This window comes from Serratia sp. NPDC087055, assembly GCF_044900985.1.
Taxonomy (GTDB): domain Bacteria; phylum Pseudomonadota; class Gammaproteobacteria; order Enterobacterales; family Enterobacteriaceae; genus Serratia.
On sequence record NZ_JBJDOG010000002.1, the window covers coordinates 481482 to 505375 of the forward strand.

Here is a 23894-nt window from a genome sequence, read left to right on the forward strand (position 1 = left end):
GTTGCAAAGCCGTGCTGAAGGTTACAAAACTTTGCTTAGAAAAGCCTGAGTTCTTGGGTTGGCAGGGTGACTGAAAATCTGCTGTGGTGTCCCTTCTTCCTGAATGATCCCTTGATCAATAAACAATACCCGATCGGCCACTTCACGGGCGAAGCCCATTTCATGGGTTACCACCACCATGGTCATACCTTCGTGCGCCAATGATTTCATTACCGCCAGCACTTCGCCAACCAGCTCGGGATCGAGCGCTGAGGTGGGCTCGTCGAACAGCATGATTTTCGGCTCCATCGCTAGCGCACGAGCAATGGCCACGCGCTGTTGCTGACCACCTGACAGACTATTGGGATAGGCGTCAATCTTGTCCAGCAGGCCCACCTTGCGGAGCAAGGCTTCGGCACGCAGGATGGCGTCTGCGCGTGACAACTTTTTCACGCCCATCGGCGCCATGATGATGTTTTCCAACACCGTCATATGCGGGAACAGGTTAAAACGCTGAAACACCATGCCGACGCTTTCACGCATTTTATTGAGATCGGTTTTCTGGCTGTGTATGGCAAAGCCGTTAACCATAATCTCACCGCCAGAAAGCGTCTCCAGCGCATTGATGCAGCGCAGGAAAGTGCTTTTACCCGATCCTGATGGGCCTATGACGCAGATCACTTCGTTTGCCGCGATCTCGCAGGAGATACCTCGCAGCACATGGCTATCGCCAAATTGTTTTTGCAGGTTATGTACGCGAATCACTTTTCCCAAACCTCTTTTCCATGTGTTGCACCATCAGCGAAAGCAGGAAGGTGAGGACCCAATAGACCAATGAAATTGTCAGATAGGGTTCCCAGTAGGTGGCATAAGCTCCCGAAACGGTACGGGCTGCATAGGCCAGGTCTGCAAGGCCGATGGCGGAGGCCAATGAGGAATCCTTGACGATGGCAATGGCGTTATTGCCCAGCGGAGGCAACATGCGACGGAATGCCTGTGGCAAGATCACTTTGCGCATGGTTTTGCCGTAGCTCATGCCCAGTGAGCGCGACGCTTCCATCTGCCCACGATCGATTGACTGAATGCCTGCACGGAAGATTTCCGAGACGTAAGCGCCAGCATTGAGCGTAATCGCCACGACGCAGGAAAGAAACGCACCGTAATCTGAGCGCAGTGCGCGGGCGAAGTCGCTGCTCATCAGGCCGCTGGTGACCAGCAGGCCGTCACGGGGATTGATAAACAACGGCACCAATGCGAAGTGCACCACCATAATCTGCACAAACAGTGGCGTACCGCGAAAGGCGCTGATGTAAATGCGCACGGGCCATTGTACGCCGTAATGCAAGATAGGTTTCCAGATGCCGTGCGGCGCTTGCGCCAGACGACCTAGCCCGAGGATCAGACCCCAGGTGGTACCCAGTATCACGCAGATAATGGTGCATTTGATGGTCATCCAGGCGCCTTCCATAAACAATGGGGCATACTCTTGGATAATCTCCCAACGGAAATTCACTTTCTCGTTCCTTTTTTAGCGAGTTCAGGCTACTGCGCGTCGCCATATTGAGATTGGGCAGTGATCGCCATCCTCATGGACTGCATGTCCACTCCGGTGGCTGTGCGCTGCCCGCACCCGCTATGGCTAGCTCGTTACGCCTGCCGATCGGCAGGTTGGCATCCGTTGGTTCACTCGACGGGCAGCGTAGGGACGTTGCTGTCAAACCAGGTCTGGTAGATTTTGGCGTAGGTCCCGTCAGCAACGATCTTCTTCAGACCGGCGTTAATCTTACCGCGCAGTTCGTCGTTGCCTTTGGCGACGGCGATACCGAAATATTGGCGTTCGAATTTGGCGTCGGACACCAATTTGAATTCTTTATCCGGGTGGGTCTTGATGTAGAACTTGGCTACCCCGACGTCGCCGACCGCGGCGCCAATACCGTCTTCATACAATTCCTGTAACATCAGCGGCGTATTGTCGAAACGCTTAATGGCGGTGCTGTTCTTACCCAGCGTGTCGGACACCACAATGTCGCCGGTGCTGGAGTTCACAACGCCGACCTTCAAGGCTTTGAGTGCAGCGATAGAGTCCACGGTGGACTCTTTGGGTACGACAATAGCCTGTTCGGCCGGGAAGTAAGGTGCGGAAAAGTCGACCATTTGCTTACGTTTGTCGGTAATGGTGATACCCGAAATAATGATGTCACGATCGCCGGAGTTTAGCGTGGCAAAGATGCCTTCCCACGGCGTATTTACCAGCTTGACTTGAAAGCCCTCTGCGTTGGCCACCGCCTTGATAATATCAATATCAAAACCTTCCAGCTGTTTGCTGCTGTTTTCAAACTCGAAGGGACGATAGGTGCCGCCGGAGCCGACGACATAAGTCGGTTCAGCCGCCAGGACTGACGCCGACAGGGTGGCGGCCAGACAGGCGCCAATCAGAACTAGGTGTTTTAACATCGATATCCCCGGTAATTAAATGTCGTGCTTGAAGTTTATTTATGCACTATTGATGCATAAAAATAATCTTTAATGAATAAAAATACAACTCCTACCTGATGATGGATTTTTTAATGGTGTTAAATATGCAATTTCTGCTGGTGTTTGGAAGAAGCGTTGGTCAAATGTGGAATCAGCCAGTTTTTCTTACTGCATAACGGGGAAATTGCTAAATGAGAGCGTGCTGCTTTATCTGGTAGGTTTACGAATGGGCGAAAGTGCTTTTTTTTGCCGCTTTCGGCTCGAATTTAGGTTATAAACTGAGGAAATTCTCATCCTACTCTGAATTTGGCGGTGAAATGCCGTTCCCAGTGTGGAGTCCAACGAAAAGTTGTGGGATGATTAGGCGGTTTTTCAGGGGGCGGAGATGGGAAAACTTACGCTGTTATTGCTGGCATTGCTCGGTTGGTTACAGTATTCACTGTGGCTGGGCAAAAATGGTGTTCACGATTATGTGCGGGTCAATGATGACGTTGCGCTCCAACAGGGCAGCAATGCAAAATTGAAAGCGCGTAACGATCAGCTGTTCGCCGAAATCGACGATTTGAACGGCGGTCAGGAAGCGATCGAAGAGCGTGCGCGCAATGAACTGAGCATGATTAAGCCCGGTGAGACTTTCTATCGTTTGGTTCCTGATCAATCCAGACGCAACGCGGCGTCCTCCTCGCAAAATAACCTACAAAAGTAACGCATGAATCACTCCGCAGGAACCTTTCCATCGGTGATTGCCGTCCTGCCCGCTGCCGGTATTGGCAGCCGTATGCAGGCGGATTGCCCAAAGCAGTATTTAACGATCGGCCATCAAACCATTCTCGAACACGCGATCCATGCATTGTTGCGGCATCCGCGTATTCCTCAGGTGATTGTCGCGATCGGCCCAGATGACCAGCAGTTCCGCCAGTTACCCATAGCAAAAGATCCCCGTGTGCGGGTGACCATCGGCGGTCAACAACGCGCTGATTCGGTAATGGCCGGGCTACAACTGGCCGGCGACGCTAAATGGGTTCTGGTGCACGACGCGGCTCGGCCATGTCTGCATGCAGACGATCTCGAACGTCTGCTGGCGATTACTGAGCACAGCGATGTGGGCGGCATTTTGGCTGCGCCGGTGCGTGATACCATGAAGCGCGCCGAAGCGGGTCGCAACGCAATTTCACATACCGTTGAACGTCAGGACCTGTGGCATGCATTGACACCACAGCTATTTCCATTGGCGTTGCTTAAACTCTGTTTGCAGCGGGCGCTGGATGAAGGTGCAACAGTCACTGATGAAGCCTCAGCCCTAGAGCATTGCGGCTATCATCCGCTGTTGGTGACCGGGCGTTCGGACAACATTAAAGTCACGCGACCAGAAGATTTGGCGCTGGCAGCATTCTATTTAACTCAGTTGGACAATTAAGGAGCGCATCATGCGTATCGGTCACGGTTTTGACGTACATAAATTTGGTGGCGAAGGGCCGCTGGTGATCGGTGGTGTTCGTATCCCTTATGAGAAAGGTTTGCTGGCCCATTCCGACGGTGATGTAGCGCTGCATGCAGCGACCGATGCCTTGTTGGGTGCGGCGGCGCTGGGGGATATTGGTAAACTGTTCCCGGATACCGACCCCGCTTTCAAAGGTGCCGACAGCCGTGAGCTGCTGCGCGAAGCCTGGAAGCGTATCCGTGCGAAAGGCTATCGTCTGGGGAATTTGGACATTACCATTATTGCCCAGGCACCTAAAATGGCGCCGCATATCCCGCAAATGCGTATTTTCCTGGCGGAAGACCTGCAGTGCCATATGGACGATGTCAACGTTAAGGCCACCACTACCGAACAGCTCGGTTTTACCGGACGCGGTGAGGGCATTGCCTGCGAAGCGGTTGCCTTGTTGATCAAGGAATAACTGCATGGATATGGCTAACTTGACCTGGCTTCACGGCCAGCCGCAGAGCACTGGCGTGCTGAAAGCCAACCCGGAAGATTTCGTGGTGGTGGAAGACCTGGGCTTTGAGCCGGACGGGGAAGGCGAACATGTGTTGGTGAACATCCGTAAAAATGGATGTAACACTCAGTTTGTCGCAGATTACCTGGCGCGTTTTGCGGGTATTCATGCCCGCTCTGTCAGCTATGCCGGTCTGAAAGATCGCCATGCCGTGACCGAGCAGTGGTTCTGTCTGCATCTACCGGGGAAAGAAACTCCCGATTTCACCCAGTTCTCACTGGAAGGCTGCGAAGTTCTGGCCAGTGCCCGCCATCTACGCAAAATGCGCATCGGCACGCTGAAAGGCAATGCCTTCACGTTAGTGCTGCGCCATATTTCCGATCGCCAGGATGTTGAATCTCGCCTGCAGGCGATTGCGGCCGGTGGCGTCCCAAACTACTTTGGCAGCCAGCGTTTTGGCCGTGGCGGAAATAACCTGGTGATGGCACGGCGTTGGGCGAAGGATGAGATCCGGGTAAAAGAACGCAGTAAACGCAGCTTTTATCTGTCCGCCAGTCGTAGTGCACTGTTTAACCTGATTGCAAGTCGACGTTTGGCTAATCAGCAGCAATACACTGTGCTTGAAGGCGATGCCTTGCAGCTCAGCGGCCGTGGTAGCTGGTTTGTTGCCAAAGCGGACGAACTGGATACCTTACAGCAACGGCTTGATGCCGGTGAATTGCTGATTACGGCCCCCCTGCCGGGTGACGGCGAACCGGGCACTGCCGGGGAGGCGTTGAGTTTTGAACAGCAGTGCCTGCTGGAACAACCTGAACTGATGGCGCTTTTAACGCGCGAGCGCGTTGATCCGGCACGCCGTGCGCTGTTGTTACAGCCAAAAAATATGCAGTGGGACTGGTGGGACGATGCCACCGTTGAACTGCGTTTTTGGCTACCGGCCGGCAGTTTCGCTACCAGCGTGGTGCGCGAAATTATGCGGCAGGACAACAGTGATACGGACATTAGCGAGTAATAAGAAACCTGCGAAAGCAGGTTTTTTTTCGCCTGACGCAGACGGCCTGAATGGGGGCCGGTTTATGTAGTCTTGAGTCTCCCGGCTTTGGCCATGCTTGGCGGCGGTGATTAAAGAAACGTCTTTTCCCTTGGTGACTGGACATGCCGGGGGGAGTAAACATAATATCTGCTGGTTAAGCGCCTCCTTTTAGGCACTTTCTACCAAGTATTTACATGCTGGGCCGCGTTGCAAGGGGTCTGGTTGAGAGATAAAAAGAAGATAACCTCATATGCGGATATTGCTGAGTAATGACGACGGCGTGACCGCCCCAGGCATTCAGGTGCTGGCGGCGGCACTGCGTGAGTTCGCCGAAGTACAAGTTGTAGCGCCCGATCGTAACCGCAGCGGTTCTTCCAATGCGTTGACGCTGGAATCCCCATTGCGCACCCTGACGATGCCCAATGGGGATATTGCCGTACAGCAAGGGACGCCGACCGATTGCGTGTATCTGGGCGTGAATGCTCTGATGCAACCCGCGCCGGATATCGTGGTTTCTGGTATCAACGCCGGCCCTAATTTGGGTGATGATGTTATTTATTCCGGTACTGTTGCCGCCGCCATGGAAGGACGCCATTTGGGTTTACCGGCGCTGGCGGTGTCGCTGAACGGCCACCAGCATTATGCTACTGCCGCAGTGATTACCTGCCGGATACTGCGAGCGCTACAGCGTGAGCCGTTACGTACCGGTAAAATTCTGAATATCAACGTGCCTGATTTACCCTTGGAACAGATCAAGGGAATTCGCGTGACACGCTGCGGTAGCCGACACCCTGCCGACAAAGTGTTCTGCCAGCAGGATCCTCGTGGGCAAAACCTCTATTGGATTGGGCCACCGGGTGATAAGTTTGATGCCGGGCCGGACACGGATTTCGCTGCAGTTGAGCAGGGTTACGTGGCAATCACACCATTGCAGGTGGATTTAACCGCCTATACGGCCCAAGACGTGGTAAAAACGTGGTTAACCAAAGCAGGGGTTGGCGGGGAATGGTGAACAAGCGTATGCAAACATTGCTGACGCAGCTGCGTCAACAAGGGATCCGGGACGAGCGGTTGCTGCAGGCGATCGAGGCGGTGCCGCGCGAACGTTTTGTTGATGAAGCACTTGAACACAAAGCCTATGAGAATACTGCGTTGCCCATCGGGTCTGGCCAAACGATCTCCCAGCCTTATATGGTCGCACGGATGACCGAACTCCTGAACCTGACACCCACGTCAAGGGTGTTGGAGATAGGTACCGGCTCTGGCTATCAAACCGCTATTTTGGCGCATCTGGTGCAACATGTTTGCTCCGTTGAACGCATCAAAGGGTTGCAATGGCAGGCCAAACGCCGCCTGAAGCAACTTGATCTTCACAATGTTTCAACTCGTCACGGTGATGGCTGGCAGGGCTGGGCATCTCGTGGTCCGTTTGATGCCATTATTGTCACTGCCGCGCCGCCGGAAATCCCCCCCGCGTTGATGGAGCAGTTAGATGACGGCGGCATTCTGGTATTGCCAGTGGGTGAGCAGTCTCAAATCCTCAAGCGCATTCAACGGCAAGGGAGCGAGTTTGTCGTCGATATCGTCGAAGCCGTGCGCTTTGTACCCTTGGTGAAGGGTGAGTTAGCCTAGCGATTGTCTGAATTTTCGACAGGATACGAAATCTGTTGCACTTTCATCACCTCTGGTTAAGGTTTTACCGTTTCAATAAAACTAATTTTCAATACAATTGCCTTTCTGCGTAGTTGTCTTATGGTGCAGCACCGCTAATGTGGTTAGCATTGGCGCGCTGTTTTGAGGCTCGGGCATGAAATTTCCTGACGTTCAGGGATCGGCCGCGGGCACCTTTCATGGTAGAAACTGAGAGAATGGTAAAAGCTCAGCTACGATGTAAAGGGTATTTTGGATATATCGCTGATATTGCTGTCATGGGGGAAGCATGAGCACGGGAAGCCCAATGATTACATTACGCCGGGTTGCGGTGTGTACGATGGTAAGTTTGTGGTTGGCGGGTTGTACAAACAACGCGTCGACATCGGCCCCTATCAGTAGTGTGGACGGTGGCGGATCTGCCGCATCCAACAATGCCGGTGTGCCGGTGAGCTCTGAAGGCCATATTGTTTACAACCGCAGTTACACGTCGATTCCCAAAGGGAGCTACAGCGGTAATACCTATACGGTTAAGCGCGGAGACACGCTGTTTTATATCGCCTGGATCACCGGTAACGACTACCGTGACCTGGCTCAGCGCAATAATATTCCTGAACCATACAGCCTGAATGTGGGTCAAAACATTCAGCTTGGTAATGGTTCTGCCAACGGAAACGGCGGCATGTTGGCGGCAACAGACGCGACCAGCGGCGGTGTTCCTAAGCCGCCATCGAGCACTCAGATACAAACTGCAACGGTTGATTCTCAATCAACTAACGCGTATTCTGATAACTCGGGTAAACAGAATGTAGGTAAGATGTTACCTGCAGCAGGCGCAGTGGCGGCAACTACCGCAACAGCCCCTGTTACCGCACCGGTCGTTGCTCCACCAGTGAGCAGCACCGTCAGCAATAGTGCCCCAGTAAGTACCTGGAGATGGCCTACTGACGGTAAGATTATTGATAACTTTTCCTCATCAGAAGGTGGGAATAAAGGAGTCGATATCGCCGGGTCCCGTGGGCAGCCGATTCTCGCTACCGCCGATGGTCGTGTAGTGTATGCAGGCAACGCTTTACGGGGTTACGGTAATCTAATCATCATTAAACACAATGATGATTACCTGAGCGCCTACGCTCACAACGACACAATGCTGGTCCGGGAACAACAAGAAGTGAAGGCGGGTCAAAAAATAGCCACCATGGGTAGCACCGGAACCAGTTCAGTACGTTTGCATTTTGAAATTCGTTACAAGGGGAAATCCGTAAACCCGCTGCGTTATCTTCCGCAGCGATAGATTGGGCAGAATACGCTGTATTCTGCTCGCGGTATCACGGGTAGGAGCAGCATATGAGCCAAAATACGCTGAAAGTTAACGAGTTACATGATGATGCGGATTTCGACGAGAACGCAACGGAAGCGGAATCATTCGACGAAAAAGCACTGGTTGAAGAAGAGGCCAGTGAGAGTGATCTAGCGGAAGAAGAGTTGTTGTCACAAGGCGTGACCCAACGCGTATTGGATGCGACGCAGCTCTATCTTGGCGAAATCGGCTATTCTCCGCTGCTGACCGCAGAGGAAGAAGTTTATTTTGCGCGGCGTGCACTGCGCGGTGACGTGCCGTCCCGCCGCCGAATGATTGAAAGTAACCTGCGGTTGGTGGTGAAAATCGCCCGCCGTTACAGCAATCGCGGCCTGGCGCTGCTGGATCTGATTGAAGAGGGTAACCTCGGTCTGATCCGCGCAGTGGAAAAGTTTGACCCAGAACGTGGTTTCCGTTTCTCGACTTACGCAACCTGGTGGATCCGGCAGACGATTGAACGGGCGATCATGAACCAAACCCGTACCATCCGCTTGCCTATCCACATTGTCAAAGAACTGAATGTCTATCTGCGCACCGCGCGCGAACTTTCTCATAAACTGGATCATGAACCGAGCGCAGAAGAGATTGCAGAGCAACTCGACAAGCCGGTCGATGATGTCAGCCGTATGCTGCGTCTGAACGAACGTATCACTTCTGTTGATACGCCGTTGGGCGGGGATTCAGAGAAAGCGTTGCTGGACATTTTGGCGGACGAAAAAGACAACGGACCGGAAGACACCACACAAGACGATGACATGAAGCAGAGCATCGTTAAGTGGCTGTTCGAACTGAACGCTAAACAGCGTGAAGTGCTGGCACGTCGTTTTGGTCTGTTGGGCTACGAAGCGGCAACGCTCGAAGATGTAGGTCGTGAGATTGGCCTGACTCGTGAGCGTGTACGTCAGATCCAGGTTGAAGGTTTGCGTCGCCTGCGTGAAATTCTGCAGATGCAGGGCCTGAGTATTGAGGCACTGTTCCGCGAGTAACGCTGGAAGGTGAATCGCATTAAAATAAAAACGGTGAGTATAATGCTCACCGTTTTTTTATGCCCGCAAAATGATACGCGGGTTAGACCATACCTTTCAGGCGGTAAATCCACTCCAGCGCCTGGCGTGGCGACAGCGAATCCGGATCCAGCGCCTCGAGCGCTTCGACTGCCGGTGAGCTTTCCTCATTTAGCAGCGTCATCTGGGTCGCGTCAACGGTGCCGCTGGCTGTATGGCTTGAGATAGCTTCCAGCTCACGTAACTTCTGCCGTGCACGTTTGATTACCTCACGTGGCACACCGGCCAGTGCGGCCACAGCCAAACCATAACTCTTGCTGGCTGCACCGTCCTGTACGCTGTGCATAAAGGCGATAGTGTCGCCATGTTCCAGCGCATCCAGGTGCACGTTAACCACGCCTTCCATTTTCTCCGGCAGGGTCGTCAGCTCAAAGTAATGGGTGGCGAACAGCGTCATGGCTTTAATGCGGTTGGCCAGGTTTTCGGCACAGGCCCAAGCCAGGGATAAACCGTCGTAGGTTGACGTACCGCGGCCAATTTCATCCATCAATACCAGGCTGTTTTCAGTAGCGTTATGCAGGATATTGGCTGTTTCAGTCATCTCCACCATAAAGGTAGAGCGGCCGGAGGCCAGGTCATCCGCGGCACCAACGCGCGTAAAGATGCGGTCAACCGGGCCGATCACGGCCTTACTCGCCGGCACGTAGCTGCCGATATGTGCCATCAACACGATCAGCGCTGTTTGTCGCATATAGGTGCTTTTACCCCCCATATTCGGACCAGTGATGATCAACATACGACGCTGAGGTGACAGAGACAGTGGGTTGGAAATAAAAGGCTCGCTCAGTACTTGTTCGACCACCGGGTGGCGGCCTTCGGTGATGCGAACCCCCGGCTGTTCGCTCATGGTCGGGCAGGCGTAATTCAGTGTTTCTGCACGTTCGGCCAGGTTAGCCAGTACGTCCAGTTCAGCCAGTGCCCCGGCGCTTTGCTGCAATTCACCTAAATGTGGTAGCAGCAAATCGAACAGCTCTTCGTATAACCCTTTTTCGATCGCCAGTGCTTTCCCTTTCGACGTGAGAACCTTGTCTTCATACTCTTTCAGTTCGGGAATAATGTAGCGTTCGGCGTTTTTCAACGTCTGTCGGCGCACGTAGTGGATTGGCACCAGATGGCTTTGCCCGCGGCTAACCTGGATGTAATAGCCATGCACGCCATTGAAGCCGACCTTCAGCGTATCCAACCCCAGTTTTTCACGTTCGCGAATTTCAAGACGGTCGAGGTAGTCGCTGGCACCATCGGCCAGGGCGCGCCACTCGTCCAGCTCGCTGTTGTAGCCGGGCGCGATAACACCACCGTCACGTACCAGAACCGGCGGGGCTTCAACCACGGCACGTTCCAGCAAATCCTGCAGTTCATCAAACTGACCGACTTGTGATAGCAAGTGCTGTACATGCGGGGTATCCACACCCTTCAGCAGTGCGTGGATATCCGGCAACTGCTGGAAAGCGTGGCGCATCCGTGCCAGGTCACGAGGGCGGGCGCTGCGCAGAGCCAGACGAGCCAATATACGTTCCAGATCGCCAACTTGTCGCAGAGAAGGCTGAAGGTCGGCATAGATATCCTGCAGTGCGCCAATCGCCTGTTGGCGATTATTCAGCACCTTGATATCGCGAGTGGGCATATGCAACCAACGCTTGAGCATACGGCTGCCCATCGCGGTCACACTGCAATCGAGGATTGCCGCAAGCGTATTTTCAGTGCCGCCGGACAAGCTCTGGGTGAGTTCAAGGTTACGCCGTGTGGCGGCATCCATGATAATGCCGTCCTGCTGGCGTTCCATGGTGATGCCTCGAATATGGGGTAATGAGGTGCGTTGGGTATCTTTAACGTACTGCAACAGACAGCCGGCGGCTCGCAGTGCCTGATGGGCTTGATCAACGCCGAAGCCGGTGAGATCGCGGGTGCCGAACTGCAGGTTAAGCTGCTGGCGTGCGGTTTCGGGTTCAAATTCCCACAGTGGGCGGCGGCGTAGGCCGTGGCGCTGTTCAATCAGCGACATTTGTTCAAAGGTTTCAGGGTAAAGCAATTCGGCGGGATTCGTGCGCTGCAATTCTGCCGCCATGGTTTCGATATCTGCCGGTTCGGCAACCCGGAAACGGCCGGAGCTGATATCTAGCGTGGCGTAGCCAAAGCCGCGTGCGTCCTGCCAGATGGCGGCCAGCAGGTTATCCTGACGCTCTTGTAACAGCGCTTCGTCGGTGATGGTGCCTGGGGTGACGATACGCACGACTTTACGCTCAACCGGGCCTTTACTCGTGGCGGGATCGCCGATTTGCTCACACAGGGCGACAGATTCACCGAGCTGCACCAGTTTGGCCAGATAGTTCTCTACCGCATGGTGCGGTACACCAGCCATTGGGATAGGTTCGCCTGCTGAGGCGCCGCGTTTGGTCAGCGAAATATCCAACAGCTGAGAAGCGCGCTTGGCGTCATCGTAAAACAGCTCGTAAAAGTCACCCATGCGATAGAACAACAGGATTTCAGGGTGTTCGGCCTTGAGGCGCAGGTACTGCTGCATCATGGGCGTGTGTGAATCGAGCTTATTGGTGCTATTCATAAGATTACTGTTTCCAATCCATTGAATTTAAAGTTGGTTGTGATGTTGGGTGCCATCATTAGGGTTCAGGCCGTTGCAAAAAAACCACGCCGTGGGCTGGTGGTTGACGGCGGTAAGGATCAATAAGCCCTTAATACTGCCGCTATACTAGCCCAGCGGGCAATCGGCTGTCACAGGTAAAAATGGGGAGCTTTGCGCAAAGTTGGTTTTTAAGCCAGAGAATAGCGGTGCAATCGATAGAACGTATTTTTCGCTGTAATGTCATCAGAATATGGGGAAATAAGGACATTGCCTACAGGCGGGCTTGAGGTTGCCATCATTCATCAAGCCCGAGGGGAGTATCAGTGAGTGGCGGATGATAAAGGCAGGGGGAGTTGGTAAATGCGGAAGCTGTCGGGGACTTCGGCCTCGTGTCCGGCGAGTAAACGGTGGCGAATGCGGGCTTCGCTGACAAAGGCACAGCCCTGTGGGGTGATGTCCAGGTTGACCGGGGACTCCATACCTTCACGGATGATTTCAATGCGGTGTAAGCCAGTGCTACTCGGATCGGAAATTCGCAGGATTCTACCCTGACCGCTGTTAATCCCATTCTCGAGTACGATAAGAGAGCCGTCTGGTGCCAATCCCATTCCATCTGGGTTTTCGATGGTTCTTGGTAGCAGGATTTCTGACAGGCTCGGCTGTTCCTCCCCATAGCTCAGGGTGTAGAGCTTCCCGCTGCCAAAATTGGCAATCGCCATCACCTTGTCATCTATCAGAACAATACCTGCAGCGCCGATGCCACTGGGGCCAGCCAGGCGTTTGTCACGGAAAATTATCTGAAAATTGGCCTCCCCAGGACGAAGCCTCATGATGCTTCCTGCTTTGGTTTCTGTCAGATAAACCGTGCCATCTTTGGTGATAACCAAGTCATTACCCATTCCTCCTTCCGGTAAGGTTAGACTGCGGTTAATCGTCGCATCCGAGACATTCAGGGCAAAAACACGATGGGCACGAGTTTGTCCTGTGGGGAGGAAGTCCGGGGAGTTTCCCCATAACAACCCACGCTGTTCATCCAATCTCAGCGTGGTTGAGGCAAAAACCGTTTCGGCGCCGGAAAAAAAGGTCTCCCAATTCTCGTTCGGCCGTTTTCGCAAGATACGGCCGCTAGTCACTAAGCCAACATACAGGGTTCCGTCGGAAGCGCGGGCGATGCCATTAGGGTACAGCGCGCCTGGCGGTAAAGTCATGCTGGTCGGTGTGCAGGTGGCGTTTGGAGAAACGGCCGCGGAAGCCGCAGGCGTTGCGATGGCGAATAGTAGGGCTGTTAGCGCGGCCAGCGCCGTGCGATATCTTATTGCGTATAACATCCGGCCTCTCCTGAGTTTGATAAGGGTAGAGCGAAGTACTACCACCGTTGGGGGCGAGCGTGTTTGTTCATGGGAGCCTCAAGTGTTGCGAGTTCCTCATCTGACAGCGTGAGTGAGAGCGCTTTGAGTGCATCTTGAAGATGGTGTGACTTGGACAGGCCTACAATGGGGGCGGCAACTGACTCTTTGGCTAACACCCATGCAAGAGAGACCTGTGCCGTTGGTACGCCGCGGGCAGTCGCGATGGCTTCAACTGCCTTAATGGTGTGCTCCACTTCATTTCTGCCGCCGTACCAGCGTGGAGTTTGTTCGTCAGTTTCGGCCCGAAGCGTCCCGGCTTTTCTCGCGCCGGCCAGTAAGCCCCTTGCCAACGGCGACCAAGGGGTCAGGCTGACACCTTCCTCCAGACAAAGCGGGAGTAAATCCGCCTCATCCTCGCGTGTGACCAGGTTGTATTGGCTTTGCATGGAAATAAAGCTGGCCAGATTATTATGACGTTGAAACGCCAGTATTTTCATAAAACGCCAGGCGTGCATTGAAGACGCACCGAGGTAACGGATCTTGCCGGCACGCACCAGGTTATCGAGCGTTTCGGCCGTTTCCTCAATCGGGGTTTCCTCATCGAAACGGTGTATCACGAACAGATCGATATAATCTGTCCCCAAGCGTTGTAGCGAGGCATTAACGCTTTGAATGATATGTTTGCGTGATAGCCCGCGGTTGTTGGGGTGTTCGCTCATCGGGAAGAACGCCTTGGTAGCGATCACCATATCGTCGCGGCGCGCAAAGTCCTTCAGCGCGCGCCCGAGAATACGTTCGCTCTCGCCGGAGGAATAGATATTTGCAGTGTCGAAAAAGTTAATACCGGATTCCAGTGCATCCCGGATGAAAGGGCGAGCTTGCTCCTCCTGCAATACCCAAGGGCGCCAGGTCGGTTCCCCATAGGTCATACACCCCAGACAAAGTCTGGAAACTTTCAGGCCGCTATGACCAAGGCGAACGTAGTTCATCGTCTTACCTCCAGGGGCTGTCGATAGTGGTGGCTTTCAGCGCATTCCTGCGATGGTGTAACCGCCGTCGACCAAAATGCTTTGCCCGGTGACAAAGCGGGCGTCATCCGTCGAGAGCCAGACGGCGACATCGCCGATGTCTTCAGACTGGCCCAATCGTTGGGCAGGCGTATGCGAGATGAACGGGGTGAAAGCGGATGGATCAGATAGGCTGCTATGGGCCATCGGTGTGTCGATGATGCCGGGATTGATGTTGTTAATCCGGATAGCGTGATTGCCATATTCGAGTGCTATCGCACGGATCAGCGCATCGAGTGCTCCCTTGCTGGCAGAGTAACTTGATGAGCCAGCCAGCGCGCCTTTGGCAAGCCAGGACGAGGTATTGACGATCACACCGCCTGAGTTTTGCGCCAGAAAAGCCTCAACCTCGTACTTAATCGATAACCAGACGCCCCTGAGATTGGTGGCAATCACCGCATCGAAATCTGCGCTAGTTTGCTGATGGATAGGGACAAAATTGCCGAGAATGCCGGCGTTGTTGAAAGCGATGTCAAGCCGCCCGTAGTGAGAGGTCACTGTGGTGAGCAGGCGGCGGACATCCTCTTCTTGCGAAACGTCCGCCACGACGGCCAGCGCCTCTCCGCCAGCGAGGATAACCTCATGAGCAGTGGCATCTATCTCTGCGGAACGACGCCCAGCCAAAGCCACTTTTGCGCCTTCTCGCGCATAGGCCAGTACTGCGGCGCGTCCAATACCTGTCCCCCCTCCGGTGACCAGGACAACTTTGCCTTCCAGGCGTTTGTGCGGGGTGGTATGTACAGAATCAGCGTATTGAGTCATAGCATTAATACCCAGTGATTAAACACCTAACCATGCTATGTTGTTACGAAATGGATAACTATCCGTTAAAAATTCATCTCACTGTTAAATTATTTATATCAATCAAATGAAAAAAACCGACTTGTCAGGGCTGGCGGCCTTTGTGGCCATCGCCAAAGAGCGCAGTTTCAGGCGAGCCGCTGCCAGGCTAGGGGTTACACCGCCGACGCTCAGTCATACCATGCGCGATTTGGAGGCGCAGCTTGGCATTCGCTTGTTGAATCGTACCACCCGCAACGTATCAACAACTGAGGCGGGCGAGCATTTGCTGACGACGTTGGCCCCGCTATTTGCCGATATCGATACGGCGCTGGAGAGCTTGAATACCTTTCGCGATCGGCCACAGGGCGTGGTTCGGATCAATGCGTCCCGAACGGCTATCCAACTTGCGCTGGTGCCGCATTTGGGGCTCTTGGCCCGCGATTACCCCGGTATTACGCTGGAGATTGTGGCGGAAGAGGGATTTGCCAATATTGTCGAACAAGGCTTTGATGCCGGCATCCGGCTTGGCGAGGATCTACACAACGATATGCGAGCTGTGCGGGTCACGCCTGATTTACGTATGGCTATTGTGGCAACGCCTGAATACTTCCAACAGAATGGAAAGCCAAACCACCCCGAAGACCTGTTGAATCATCGCTGTATTGGATGGCGAAAGATTGCTTCGGGAGAGCTCTATAAATGGACGTTTAAAAAAGGCGACCAGATACTTTCCGTCTCGGTGAATAGCCCGCTGATATTTGATGATGCAAGACTGATGTTGCAAGCAGCATTAGCGCATGCAGGTATAGCGTTCGCCATCGAGGAAGAAGTAAAGGAACATCTGGCAGCAGGGCGGCTGGAGCGGGTGATGGCCGATTGGTGCGCACCCTTCCCAGGTTTTTATCTTTACTATCCGAACCGCAGAAACCACCCCGTCGCATTGACTACGGTAATTAACGTAGTGCGTTATCCCAGCCAGACGATCAGTCCCGAAGCGTAATCTTGCTCTGCCTGTGGCTGGTCCGTCGAATGCCTTTCCCTCAAAAACACCGACTCTTTGCCACCGCTTGTCTCGTCTTATCTTGATGATGCGCGCTAATCAAGGGCGAACTATTTCTGTTCACCAATCAACCGATGAATGACCCTGCGCATGGAATTATCCATAAACATTCTGCATGTTTATAACGTATTGTTTATAATTGTTATTTGTTCTTTTATGGCGAATAAATTCAGTAATTAAAGGTTGTTTGTGAGTCAGGTCACACTATTTTTTTATATGAAATGTGAAGAGGGTCAATCTGGTAGGTCAAGCAGAGACGGTTCTTTGTGCTGGTGGCTTACCGGTCCACTTCAATGCCTCCGTATACTGTCTGCAACCAGGGCAACGTAACGGAAGTTTTCATAAGGAATGTGCGTGAGGCAATAACTATTGCATCTGGCAAACAAATGACACGGGGCTTTTTTGATTATCTTGAGGGACTTGGTATGGAAAAGAAAAAAATCTATCTGTTTTGTTCTGCTGGTATGTCGACTTCCCTGCTGGTTTCAAAAATGAAAGCGCAAGCCGAGAAGTACGAAGTGCCGGTGATCATTGCCGCTTATCCTGAGGCGCTGGCGGCAGAAAAGGGCGCTGAAGCAGATTTGATCCTGCTGGGGCCACAGATTGCCTACACGCTCGCCGAAGTGCAAAAACAGTTACCCAATAAGCCCGTCGAAGTGATCGACTCCGGTTTATACGGCAAGCTCGATGGCCTTGGGGTGTTGAAGGCTGCGGTCGCCACCATCAAAAAAGCTAACCAATAAAGGGGTCTGCCGTGAATACGTTAATTGCCTCGTTGGAAAAGGTCATACTGCCTTTTGCTGTGAAAATTGGTAAACAGCCCCATGTTAATGCCATCAAAAACGGGTTCATTCGTTTAATGCCACTGACGTTGACTGGGGCGATGTTCGTTCTGATCAACAACGTGTTTCTCAGTTTCGGTGAAGGATCATTCTTCTTTTCATTGGGGGTGCGGCTGGATCCGTCCACCATTGAAACGCTCAATGGCTTGAAGGCCATCGGAGGCAGCGTTTATAACGGCACCTTGGGCATTATGTCCCTGATGACGCCATTTTTTATCAGTATGGCTTTGGCTGAAGAGCGTAAGGTCGACCCATTAGCGGCAGCGTTGCTGGCGGTGGCTGCCTTTATGACTGTTACCCCGTTCAGTGTCGGAGAGGCCTATGCCGTTGGCGCTAACTGGCTAGGGGGGGCTAACATCATTTCCGGTATGGTGATCGGCCTGGTCGTGGCCGAGATGTTTACCTTTGTGGTTCGCCGCAACTGGGTGATCAGCCTGCCAGACAGTGTACCTTCTTCAGTGTCGCGCTCGTTCTCTGCACTGATCCCGGGCTTCCTCATTTTGTCCATCATGGGCGTGCTGGCTTACTGCCTTACGCTGTGGGGAACCAACTTCCACCAAATTATCATGGACAGCATCTCTGCGCCGTTGGCGAAAATGGGCAGCGTGGTGGGATGGGTATATGTCATGTTCTCCTCACTGCTGTGGTTCTTCGGGGTGCATGGTTCGATGGCATTGGCTGCGTTAGACAGCGGTATCATGACGCCATTCGCATTGGAGAACGTCGAACTTTACAACAAGTACGGTTCTGTTGAAGCTGCGGTGGCTGCGGGTAAAGAGTTCCACATGTGGGCGAAGCCATTCGTTGACTCCTACATCTACCTGGGCGGGACAGGTTCAACGCTGGGCCTGATTATCGCTATCTTTATTGCTTCACGCCGCGAGGATTATCGCCAGGTCGCTAAGCTGGCAACGCCATCAGGCATCTTCCAGATCAACGAACCCATCCTGTTCGGCCTGCCAGTCATCATGAACCCAGTGATGTTTATTCCGTTTATTCTGGTTCAGCCGGTATTGACGATTATCACCACGGTGGCTTATTACACCGGGTTGATTCCGCCAATCACTAATATTGCACCCTGGACCATGCCGGTGGGTTTGGGGGCATTCTTCAACACCAACGGCAGTATCGTCGCCATGCTGTTGAGTTTCTTCAACCTGGGCGTAGCGACCCTGATTTACCTGCCGTTCGTCATGATCTCCAACAAAGCACAGAGCCAGATCGATCAAGCGACGGAAAGCGAAGAAGACATCGCCAAGGCGTTGAAATTCTAACTGCAGTCTGGGGCAGACTTTTCTGCCCCAGTTTTAGAGGGCCTTTGGATGAACTATCAATTTGCTGACGATTTCTGGTGGGGCAGTGCCACCTCTGCACCACAGTCGGAAGGGGCATCTGCACGGGATGGCAAAAGCCAAAATATCTTCGATTACTGGTATGAGATTGCACCTGAGCGTTTTCATCATCAGGTTGGCCCGTCCGAAACCTCCACGTTTTATGACAATTTCCAACAAGACATCCAGCTGTTAAAGACTCTCGGACATAATACTTTCCGAACCTCCATCTCCTGGTCTCGATTGATCCCGCAGGGGGATGGTGAAGTGAACCCAAAAGCGGTGGCTTTTTATAATGCGATGATCGACAGCCTGCTAGCCCAAGGCATCACGCCATTTATCAATCTCTACCACTTCGATATGCCAATGTGTATGCAGCAGCAAGGGGGCTGGGAAAATCGGGCCGTTGTTGAGGCTTATGCCCGTTACGCCAGAATCTGCTTCAGCTTGTTTGGCGATAGAGTCACCCATTGGTTCACCTTTAATGAGCCGATTGTACCGGTGGAAGCTGGGTATCTGAACGACCTGCATTATCCTTGTGTGGTCGATTTCAAAAGAGCGATCGCGGTGGCGTATCACAGCGTTTTGGCTCATGCCAAAGCGGTGAGTGAGTTCAGGGCGTTGGGTAATGCAGGCACAATAGGCATTATTTTGAACCTGAGCCCGACTTATCCTCGCTCGAACAGTGAAGAAGATCGCGTGGCGGCGCATTATGCTGATCTGCTGCTGAATAAGAGTTTCCTCGACCCGGTAACCAAGGGGCGCTACCCGGACGACCTGGTGAATTTACTGCGCACCCATGATCTGTTGCCGCAGACGATGCCGGAAGACGCGCAGCTGATTGCCGACGGGGTCGTGGATATTCTGGGTGTCAATTACTACCAACCGCGTAGAGTCAAATCGAAGGAAGGCTACCGGGCGGAAGACCCAGTGACTATGCCGGAGGATGTGTTCAGCTTCTACGAGATGCCGGGACGCAAGATTAACCCGCACCGTGGCTGGGAGATCTATGAGAAAGGCCTGTATGACATCCTGATGGATCTGAAGGAAAACTACGGCAATATTCCCTGCTATATTTCAGAAAACGGTATGGGCGTTGAGGGGGAAGAGGCTTTTATCGGCGCCAACGGCCGGGTGGAAGATGATTATAGAATCGATTTCATTCGCGACCATTTGAAATGGCTGCATCAGGCATTGTCAGAAGGTTCCAACTGCAAAGGCTACCATTTATGGACCTTTATTGACTGCTGGTCCTGGCTGAATGCCTACAAGAATCGCTACGGGTTAGTGCGGCTGGAGCGAGAAAGCCAACAACGCACGATTAAGAAAAGCGGTTATTGGTTTGCCGAGACAGCCAGGCAAAATGGCTTTGACTAATGAGGGCGCACGCGGTGTCTGAGAACCTGGTTTCGCTAAATGCGAACGACGTTAAGCTGATTCGGGAGCAGGATTTCTTTAACTGCAAAGACTTCCATTTGTTTATCTATAACAAAGTGGAAAGCGCTACCGGGCTACATCAGCATGACTACTACGAGTTCACTATCGTCCTGAGCGGTAAATGCTACCAGGAGATTAACGGCAAACGAGTGCTGCTGGAGCGAGGGGACTTTGTTTTTATCCCTATTGGTTCGCATCATCAAAGTTTTTATGAGTTTGGCGCCGCAAAAATCTTCAACGTGGCTATCGGCAAGGTTTTCTTTGAAGAGAACTATCTGCAACAGTTGCCACGTTGTTTCGTCGCTTCTCAGGCGTATAGCCTGAAGAATGAATTCCTTGCGTATATTGAGTCGGTGGTGGGGTCACCGCAGTTTCGCGAGGATGATTTTGCTGAGTTTCTGGAAACACTGACCTTTTATATCATCAGCCGTATTCGCCACTATAAAGAAGATAGCGGCGAGGGGGATGATATCCCGCAGTGGCTGAAGAATACGTTGGCAGGCATGCATGATAAAGCGATGTTCGGTGAAAAAGCCTTGCTCAATATGGTTGAATTATCGGGGAAAACGCAGGAATACCTGACTCGGGCAATGCGGCGTTATTACCATAAAACGCCAATGCAGGTGATCAATGAAATCCGCATCAACTTTGCCAAAACGCAGCTTGAGGTCACCAACTATTCGGTTTCGGATATTGCCTTTGATTCTGGTTATGGCGACGTGAGCTTATTTATTAAAAACTTTAAAAGACTCACGGAAGTGACGCCAGGTAATTACCGAAAAAAGTTCTACGGCCCGATTTAGGGCCGCTCCCGATAAGCATTAACGCTGATATTCCGAATACCTTCAGGCCGGCAATAGCCTGACAAAATAAATTTCTTTGCTTAAGCGAAGGGGAACTGCCGTACCTGACGGACGGTATTCCCTTGCCAAAAATTTGTTAAATGGATGCCAAAATGGAAAAGTTACTGATAGTGAATGCCGACGATTTTGGTCTGAGCAAGGGCCAGAATTATGGCGTTATTGAGGCGTTTCACTATGGCGTTGTCTCTTCAACTACTGCGATGGTCAATAGCACGGATATACAGCATGCCGCCAGGCTCAGTCAGCTTTATCCTGGGTTACAGATTGGTCTGCACTTTGTCTTGACCCATGGGCATCCGCTGACCGCCATGCCGTCGTTGGTGAATGAACGTGGGGAACTGGGCAAGTGGCTATGGGAAAGGGCCGAAACTGCACGGCTTGATCTGAATGAAATCCATGATGAGTTGGTGAGCCAATACGACAAATTTATTGCCGTGTTTGGTCGCGCACCAACCCACATTGATAGCCACCATCATGTGCATATGCTGCCGCAGATTTACCCGCTGGTGGAGGCATTTGCCCAATCCAAATCCATCCCATTGCGCATAGGGCGCCAGGACGTGGAACGACAAGATATTCCGTTGCACTACGATCACAGCACCGAGTGGTTTGATGCTGGTTTTTATGGTGAAGGGATATCCGAGGCGCTGTTTTTGCAGGTGCTTGAACGCACTGACCAGCGCGGTGCGAGATCGGTAGAGATGATGTGCCATCCGGCGTTTCTGGATAAAACCATTTTGGCAAGCAAGTATTGCTACCCGCGGCTTGCCGAAGTGGAGGTGTTGACATCGCCAGGCATTAAAAACGCGATAGCGGAGCGTGGCTATCGTTTGGGCTCTTTCCTGGATCTGTAATAACTTACAGCATCGAATGCGCTTTTTTCAGCCCGGTATCCTCATCGGGATCGGCCCCTTGGGGGATAGGCGTTTCAGGTTCCTCTTCCCCTGATGCGTCCGTGTCCTGTCGTTCTATCGGATCAGGGGCCGCTTCCGGTGGTGGCATAGTGTCATGGATGATCTGCTCATCAAACGTTGGGTTCAGCGCTGGGGACAACGGGGAACTGGTCAGGCTGTCCGGCAGGGGAATATGGGGTAATGGTGCATCCTGCACGAACTGCGATTCGTCCTGTTTTACCGTCCGGCTGAAGGCGACCAGCAACACACCGCAAAGCGCGAAGAAGGCATACAGAATATTGCCACCCAATGGCTCAATCAGCGCACCGACAGCCAAAGGGCCGATACTGGCACCGACCCCGAAGGCCATCAGTAAACAGGCCGCCAGAGAAACGCGCCGTTCCGGTTCGATCAAATCGTTCGCCAGAGCGACCACCAGTGGGTACAGCGTGAACTGCAACATGCTGACGATAAAGCCCAACACCAGCAACACCGGGAAGTCAATGTGCGGCACCAGTGCCAGCGGCAGTGATGCGACGATCAATAAAATAGCGTTGATACGCATCAACAGTGTGCGGTTGTAGCGGTCCGACAGCCAACTGAGCGGGAACTGGGCCACCAGCCCGGCAAAGATGGCTATCGCCATAAACAAGCCAGTCTGCTGAGTGGTCAGCGTTTGCATACTCGCGTACACCGGCGCAAGCCCATAGAAAGAACCGACCACCATACCGATCACCAATGTGGTCGCCAGTACTTTGGGTATAGCACCGATAAAATAGCGCAGCTCCATCGGCGCGGGTGACATATGGCGGGCGTTGGTGCGGGTTGTCAGGGCGATAGGAACCAAGCACAGCGCAAAGCACAGGGCGATAACCAGCAACGTGGCGATGCCAAGATTGGTCTGCAGCATTAAGACCACCTGGCCCAATGACATGCCCAGATAGGTGGCTGCCATATAGAAGCCGAAAACCATGCCGCGTTGGTTGGATTCCGCCTGATCGTTCAGCCAGCTTTCCAGCACCATGAATTGACACATCATGCACAAGCCGATAATCAACCGCAGTACGACCCACACGGGGATGTATTCCGTCAGTCCGTGCCCCAGCACTGCGGCCGTGATTATACCGGCACAGGAGACGTAGGCGCGGATATGCCCGACGCGAGCAATCAGAAAATGACCGACTTTGCCGCCGATCACCAGGCCGATATAGTTGGCGGCGATAAGCGCACCGATCAACGCACCGGTTACGTGGATAGAGGTTAAACGTAAGGAGATGTACGTCGTGAGTAGCCCTGAACCCAATAGCATGAGTAGGGTGGTGGTATACAACGGAAAGAAAACACCTAACGTTTTTTTCACTCTATCATCCTAATCTTTTATTCTGATCTGCCCTGGAGCTGGCTATGCTGGTGGCATAGGCAATCCGGTGATATCCCTCATGCAAAACACTGCCCGTTAACTCGGGCCTTACCTTCGATACTAGCAGTTTGGCCCGCGGCTTAACACCGCACCCCTTGCGAAGTGCCGCGCATTTCTGTCATCACCCCCCTCAGGCAAGGTTGATAAATGCTACTATCGGGCGCATATACCTTGATTCGCTAAGGAGAGGTCATGAGTGAAAACCAACTGCGTAAACTCAGCATGGTGGTAGGGGAAAAACTGAAGGCCAATGGTCAGTGGATCACCTGCGCGGAATCTTGTACTGGCGGCGGTATCGCCAAAGCAATCACTGATATTGCTGGCAGTTCCGCCTATTTCGATCGTGGTTTTGTCACCTACAGCAATACCGCGAAACATGAGCTGCTGGGCGTGGCTGAAGACACATTGGCGGCGCACGGTGCAGTGAGCGAAGAAGTGGTGCGTGAAATGGCGCAGGGAGCATTGCATGCGGCACGGGCCAACGTGGCACTGTCGGTCAGTGGTATTGCCGGACCGGATGGCGGCAGTGCGGAAAAACCGGTGGGTACTGTCTGGTTTGGCTTCGCTGAACGCTCTGGGCGGGTGTTGGCGCGTAAGATGCATTTTGCCGGCGATCGTGATGCAGTGCGGCTTCAGGCGACGATTTTCGCGCTGCAAACCGCCCTTGATGAATTTTTGTAAAATTAGGCTTGATACTGTATGACCATACAGTATAATTAGTGACATTTCCTGCACAACATACATTCAGTGGCAGTGTGGGGTAACAC

General features: G+C 52.9%; 23 protein-coding genes. 15 read left to right on the forward strand and 8 right to left on the reverse strand.

Annotated elements, in window-relative coordinates; translation table 11 throughout:
* Nucleotides 1-21: 21 nt before the first annotated feature.
* The 3 genes from ACI2J2_RS15960 to ACI2J2_RS15970 all read right to left on the reverse strand — a co-directional run bounded on the left by ACI2J2_RS15960 (nucleotide 22) and on the right by ACI2J2_RS15970 (nucleotide 2433).
* Nucleotides 22-744, reverse strand: a complete 723-nt coding sequence (locus ACI2J2_RS15960; RefSeq protein ID WP_209635299.1) for an amino acid ABC transporter ATP-binding protein — start codon at nucleotides 742-744, stop codon at nucleotides 22-24.
* Complete coding sequence (locus tag ACI2J2_RS15965) at nucleotides 728-1447, reverse strand: amino acid ABC transporter permease (protein WP_209635297.1); 720 nt, start codon at nucleotides 1445-1447, stop codon at nucleotides 728-730. Before ACI2J2_RS15965 ends, ACI2J2_RS15960 begins: the two co-directional genes overlap by 17 nt.
* 215 nt (nucleotides 1448-1662) lie before the next feature.
* Nucleotides 1663-2433: a basic amino acid ABC transporter substrate-binding protein gene (locus tag ACI2J2_RS15970; RefSeq protein WP_265555768.1), complete on the reverse strand. Its 771-nt coding sequence runs from the start codon at nucleotides 2431-2433 to the stop codon at nucleotides 1663-1665.
* A 406-nt stretch (nucleotides 2434-2839) separates the two neighbouring features.
* Between ACI2J2_RS15970 and ftsB the strand changes: the two genes are divergently transcribed.
* The 8 genes from ftsB to rpoS all read left to right on the forward strand — a co-directional run bounded on the left by ftsB (nucleotide 2840) and on the right by rpoS (nucleotide 9423).
* Nucleotides 2840-3160 (forward strand): cell division protein FtsB, encoded by a 321-nt coding sequence (gene ftsB, locus ACI2J2_RS15975; protein WP_037424733.1) that lies wholly within the window; start codon nucleotides 2840-2842, stop codon nucleotides 3158-3160.
* A 3-nt stretch (nucleotides 3161-3163) separates the two neighbouring features.
* A complete protein-coding gene (gene ispD / locus ACI2J2_RS15980) occupies nucleotides 3164-3871 on the forward strand; it encodes a 2-C-methyl-D-erythritol 4-phosphate cytidylyltransferase (protein WP_209635183.1) in 708 nt (235 codons plus the stop codon).
* Between the two features lie 10 nt (nucleotides 3872-3881).
* Nucleotides 3882-4355, forward strand: coding sequence for a 2-C-methyl-D-erythritol 2,4-cyclodiphosphate synthase (gene ispF, locus ACI2J2_RS15985; protein ID WP_004950274.1), 474 nt, complete (start codon nucleotides 3882-3884; stop codon nucleotides 4353-4355).
* Between the two features lie 4 nt (nucleotides 4356-4359).
* Nucleotides 4360-5406, forward strand: coding sequence for a tRNA pseudouridine(13) synthase TruD (gene truD / locus ACI2J2_RS15990; protein ID WP_404760421.1), 1047 nt, complete (start codon nucleotides 4360-4362; stop codon nucleotides 5404-5406).
* A gap of 271 nt (nucleotides 5407-5677) precedes the next feature.
* Nucleotides 5678-6439 carry a 5'/3'-nucleotidase SurE gene (surE, locus tag ACI2J2_RS15995; protein ID WP_209635189.1) on the forward strand — a complete coding sequence of 254 codons (762 nt, stop codon included), beginning with the start codon at nucleotides 5678-5680 and terminating at the stop codon, nucleotides 6437-6439.
* Nucleotides 6433-7059 carry a protein-L-isoaspartate(D-aspartate) O-methyltransferase gene (locus tag ACI2J2_RS16000; RefSeq protein ID WP_209635192.1) on the forward strand — a complete coding sequence of 209 codons (627 nt, stop codon included), beginning with the start codon at nucleotides 6433-6435 and terminating at the stop codon, nucleotides 7057-7059. Before surE ends, ACI2J2_RS16000 begins: the two co-directional genes overlap by 7 nt.
* A gap of 325 nt (nucleotides 7060-7384) precedes the next feature.
* Complete coding sequence (gene nlpD, locus ACI2J2_RS16005; protein ID WP_209635194.1) at nucleotides 7385-8371, forward strand: murein hydrolase activator NlpD; 987 nt, start codon at nucleotides 7385-7387, stop codon at nucleotides 8369-8371.
* A gap of 53 nt (nucleotides 8372-8424) precedes the next feature.
* The gene (rpoS, locus tag ACI2J2_RS16010) at nucleotides 8425-9423 is read left to right on the forward strand and encodes an RNA polymerase sigma factor RpoS (protein WP_012005280.1); all 999 of its coding nucleotides are present in this window, start codon (nucleotides 8425-8427) and stop codon (nucleotides 9421-9423) included.
* An 82-nt stretch (nucleotides 9424-9505) separates the two neighbouring features.
* Here the strand turns inward: rpoS and mutS are convergent, their stop codons facing one another.
* The 4 genes from mutS to ACI2J2_RS16030 all read right to left on the reverse strand — a co-directional run bounded on the left by mutS (nucleotide 9506) and on the right by ACI2J2_RS16030 (nucleotide 15260).
* Nucleotides 9506-12061 carry a DNA mismatch repair protein MutS gene (gene mutS / locus ACI2J2_RS16015; protein WP_209635198.1) on the reverse strand — a complete coding sequence of 852 codons (2556 nt, stop codon included), beginning with the start codon at nucleotides 12059-12061 and terminating at the stop codon, nucleotides 9506-9508.
* A gap of 341 nt (nucleotides 12062-12402) precedes the next feature.
* The gene (locus tag ACI2J2_RS16020; protein ID WP_265555766.1) at nucleotides 12403-13410 is read right to left on the reverse strand and encodes a hypothetical protein; all 1008 of its coding nucleotides are present in this window, start codon (nucleotides 13408-13410) and stop codon (nucleotides 12403-12405) included.
* Nucleotides 13411-13448: 38 nt separating this feature from the next.
* The gene (locus ACI2J2_RS16025) at nucleotides 13449-14420 is read right to left on the reverse strand and encodes an aldo/keto reductase (RefSeq protein WP_404760422.1); all 972 of its coding nucleotides are present in this window, start codon (nucleotides 14418-14420) and stop codon (nucleotides 13449-13451) included.
* Nucleotides 14421-14456: 36 nt separating this feature from the next.
* Entirely contained in the window at nucleotides 14457-15260 is an 804-nt protein-coding gene (locus tag ACI2J2_RS16030; protein ID WP_265555764.1) for an SDR family NAD(P)-dependent oxidoreductase, read from the reverse strand.
* A gap of 106 nt (nucleotides 15261-15366) precedes the next feature.
* Here ACI2J2_RS16030 and ACI2J2_RS16035 point away from each other — a divergent pair, with 106 nt between their 5' ends.
* The 6 genes from ACI2J2_RS16035 (at nucleotide 15367) to chbG (ending at nucleotide 21668) form a co-directional block, all read left to right on the forward strand.
* Nucleotides 15367-16281 (forward strand): LysR family transcriptional regulator, encoded by a 915-nt coding sequence (locus tag ACI2J2_RS16035; RefSeq protein WP_209635204.1) that lies wholly within the window; start codon nucleotides 15367-15369, stop codon nucleotides 16279-16281.
* A gap of 485 nt (nucleotides 16282-16766) precedes the next feature.
* Nucleotides 16767-17084, forward strand: a complete 318-nt coding sequence (locus tag ACI2J2_RS16040; protein ID WP_209635206.1) for a PTS sugar transporter subunit IIB — start codon at nucleotides 16767-16769, stop codon at nucleotides 17082-17084.
* 11 nt (nucleotides 17085-17095) lie between these two features.
* Nucleotides 17096-18457: a PTS N,N'-diacetylchitobiose transporter subunit IIC gene (gene chbC / locus ACI2J2_RS16045; RefSeq protein ID WP_209635208.1), complete on the forward strand. Its 1362-nt coding sequence runs from the start codon at nucleotides 17096-17098 to the stop codon at nucleotides 18455-18457.
* A gap of 48 nt (nucleotides 18458-18505) precedes the next feature.
* Complete coding sequence (locus ACI2J2_RS16050) at nucleotides 18506-19891, forward strand: glycoside hydrolase family 1 protein (RefSeq protein WP_404760423.1); 1386 nt, start codon at nucleotides 18506-18508, stop codon at nucleotides 19889-19891.
* Nucleotides 19891-20754 (forward strand): transcriptional regulator ChbR, encoded by an 864-nt coding sequence (gene chbR / locus ACI2J2_RS16055; protein WP_037424765.1) that lies wholly within the window; start codon nucleotides 19891-19893, stop codon nucleotides 20752-20754. The genes ACI2J2_RS16050 and chbR overlap by 1 nt, the downstream gene beginning before the upstream one ends.
* A gap of 152 nt (nucleotides 20755-20906) precedes the next feature.
* Nucleotides 20907-21668, forward strand: coding sequence for a chitin disaccharide deacetylase (gene chbG / locus ACI2J2_RS16060; protein WP_209635214.1), 762 nt, complete (start codon nucleotides 20907-20909; stop codon nucleotides 21666-21668).
* 4 nt (nucleotides 21669-21672) lie between these two features.
* Here the strand turns inward: chbG and ACI2J2_RS16065 are convergent, their stop codons facing one another.
* Nucleotides 21673-23067 carry an MFS transporter gene (locus ACI2J2_RS16065; RefSeq protein WP_404760424.1) on the reverse strand — a complete coding sequence of 465 codons (1395 nt, stop codon included), beginning with the start codon at nucleotides 23065-23067 and terminating at the stop codon, nucleotides 21673-21675.
* A 252-nt stretch (nucleotides 23068-23319) separates the two neighbouring features.
* Here ACI2J2_RS16065 and pncC point away from each other — a divergent pair, with 252 nt between their 5' ends.
* The gene (gene pncC, locus ACI2J2_RS16070; RefSeq protein WP_209635217.1) at nucleotides 23320-23808 is read left to right on the forward strand and encodes a nicotinamide-nucleotide amidase; all 489 of its coding nucleotides are present in this window, start codon (nucleotides 23320-23322) and stop codon (nucleotides 23806-23808) included.
* Nucleotides 23809-23894: the final 86 nt, after the last annotated feature.